Here is a 2,739-nt window from a genome sequence, read left to right on the forward strand (position 1 = left end):
ATGCATTTGTGGCCAAAAACAAAATTCCAAACATCGTTTGAGCAGGAACTGACTGAGGATTCAGGGAAACCCATGATGCAAAATATGGAAGAAGTGAAATGATAAATATCAATACACCGTAAACCACTACAATCAGGTTGTTTATCTCATCAACCATCTGGAAAAGGTTGTGGTCATTATACCATGTGTTGAATATGATTAAAAAGCAGATTCCATAAAGAAGATAACTTGCATTTAAAGATAAGACCCCATCCCATGTTGGAGCGGGAGGTTGAGCCAGCTTCAATACCAGAACAGTGATAATAATTGCAAGAATTGCATCCATGAATGTTTCGAATCTATCAGTTTGCATGATAAGATATTGGACTTTATGATAGATAAAATATACACAATCAAGGATTTGGGTACTTCGCCCGGAGGCGAAGCATTATCCTCTTTTTGTGTTGAATTCATCCTTGGAACGTATGCCGACAAGTGAAGCGAATACTGCCAGAATACAAGCAACAGTACAAATAAGACAGATTGTCTGAGATGCCTGAACAATCATTGTAGCATATTCCGGTGCCAGCTGCAGAGGTCCCATTACCCAAGCAAATACCAATGTCAAAAGACCAAGACTCATGGTCTGACCTATTGTCCTCATTGTTGCCTGTGAAGCGGAAGCTGTTGGAGCATACTTCGGAGGAACTGAACTCATTATTGCATTCATGTTTGGGCTTGAGAAAAGTCCCATGCCTATACCCTGCAAAATCATGGCCAATATGACTATATAAAGTGGAGTGTCTCCGTTTAAAAATGACAATATTGCCAGTGCAATTGCAGCAATTCCGATTCCGACTGCCGCAAGCTTTTGCGGATGTATCTTATCCGACAGCTTTCCGGCATTCGGAGCCATGATTGCCATTATGACAGGAGTGATTATCAATATCAAACCGGACATCTGAGCATTCCAACCGCGCACATACTGGAAATGATAATTCAAGATTGTTGTAACCACCATAATTGCAAGATAGCTGCATAGAGCAGCCACATTGGATGATGTGAACTTTCTGTTTTTAAATAAATTCATGTTGAACACAGGAGAGTCCTGTCTAAGCTCATATGCTCCGAATATGCACAGCATGACAATCCCAACCATTGTCAGAATTACTCCCTGAGTATTTACCAGTGAAGTGAAGCCGTATATGAATGTCAGTATGCCTATTGCCCAAAGGATTGAACCTAACTTATCGATTGGCTGACCTTCATAGGTTTTCCACTCCTGCGGGATTTTTACCATCATTAGAATTATACATAATACCAAAAATGGAATTACAAAGTAAAACATTGATCTCCAGCCGAGATTTTGAACCAGAAATCCGCAGATTACTGGTGAAAGGGATGTTGCAAGGTATACTCCAGTTACGGTAAAGCCCAATGCTTTTCCCCTGTTTTGGGGTTTGACGGCCTGTACAACCATTGCCATTGCAGATACATTTAAAAATGCCACACCTGCTCCCTGAACTATTCTGAATACCATAAATGATTCTGTTGAAAATGACAAGACCGCACCGATTGATCCTATCAGATACACGATGATTCCGGCAAGAAGGGATTTTTTAACACCGAATTTTCCTGAAATCTGACCTGCAGGAACTGTGAAAACCGCCACGACCAGGAAAAATATTGTCGGAATCCAGTTTTGGATAACGTTATTCATTACAAATTCCTGTGCAATTGCCGGAACACCGATTATTATTCCGTTTGAGAGAAAAACTGCAAAAAAAGATGTAATGAATGATATAAATATTACAATTGTTTCAAAATCTATTTTCATAAATAACTACTCTCCAACAAGTTTCATTGAATTGATTGATATTTCCTTGATTCTTTGCTTTAACTCATCATCATCCGGAGTTAATCCAACTTCAATCTCCCATTCTTTAGAGACCTTTCGAATTTTCGGAACAATATCATTGGCTTTAGAAGTTGTCTTCAGCATGTACTTTCTGCGATTGTTAGGATTGACCTTTCTTTCAACATATCCCATATCCTCAAGTTTTTTGACGATTTTAGCAATATTTCCTTTGCTTTGACCGGAAAAGTTTACCAAATCATCCTGAGATGAATTGGGATTTTCATAAATCATCATTATGTATTTTATCTCATGACCCAAGTCCAAATCATTCAATCGTGAATTCAAGTACTTCAGCTGACTTTTAGACAGATTATGAATCCATGCTATGAATGGAGCATTTTCAAAAATTTCTTCGTCCATAAAAATAGTTTAATATAATACAATATAAATGTTTCCAATGAAACTGTTTAATGTGAAACAAAATTCTCATCAAAATGACCCTTGACGAGAGCATAGAATTGCCCAGCCTCAAAATCAAAATCAGTGTTGAATGAATTATATGCCAAATCGCAATCCTTTTTCAAATCATATTTAAAATCAGGTTTTGTGGAGAATAGCTTATCAAAGCAAGACGCAGAACTTTCAGGAAACGGAACTTCATCAAAGGAAACCTTGTCGATTGACATTTTCATAGCACAGGAAAGGACAGTAAGCTGAAGGGCTGATGCATAAGCGTCATAATACTGGCCATAATCAAGATTAACGTCAAAATAGATTACAAAATTAAGCATCACATGGGAAACCCAAATCAGAGAATTGAGTTCATATTTTTCCAGCTGCAAATCAACGAACTTGAAAATCAAATCCGGAAAATCATTATCCGAATTCTCCCCACAGTATTT

Annotated in this window: 4 protein-coding genes; all 4 read right to left on the minus strand. The window is 37.9% G+C overall.

Annotated features, from left to right (window positions below; genetic code table 11):
* A partial coding sequence (locus tag ACJROP_RS06090; protein WP_406534593.1) for a TMEM175 family protein occupies positions 1-352 on the minus strand: 352 nt, incomplete at its 3' end.
* A 75-nt stretch (positions 353-427) separates the two neighbouring features.
* Complete coding sequence (locus ACJROP_RS06095) at positions 428-1,816, minus strand: MFS transporter (protein ID WP_406534594.1); 1,389 nt, start codon at positions 1,814-1,816, stop codon at positions 428-430.
* Positions 1,817-1,822: 6 nt separating this feature from the next.
* Positions 1,823-2,257, minus strand: a complete 435-nt coding sequence (locus tag ACJROP_RS06100) for a MarR family winged helix-turn-helix transcriptional regulator (RefSeq protein WP_405280077.1) — start codon at positions 2,255-2,257, stop codon at positions 1,823-1,825.
* A 47-nt stretch (positions 2,258-2,304) separates the two neighbouring features.
* On the minus strand, positions 2,305-2,739 hold a 435-nt coding region (locus tag ACJROP_RS06105; RefSeq protein ID WP_406534595.1), incomplete at its 5' end, for a hypothetical protein.

The organism is Methanobrevibacter sp. (assembly GCF_045220775.1).
In the GTDB taxonomy this organism is placed as follows: Archaea; Methanobacteriota; Methanobacteria; order Methanobacteriales; family Methanobacteriaceae; genus Methanocatella.

Coding starts and splice junctions, on each gene's coding strand:
- ACJROP_RS06100 (WP_405280077.1), bottom strand. CDS start 2,257: ATGGACGAAGAAATTTTTGAAAATGCTCCATTCATAGCATGGATTCAT.
- ACJROP_RS06095 (WP_406534594.1), bottom strand. CDS start 1,816: ATGAAAATAGATTTTGAAACAATTGTAATATTTATATCATTCATTACA.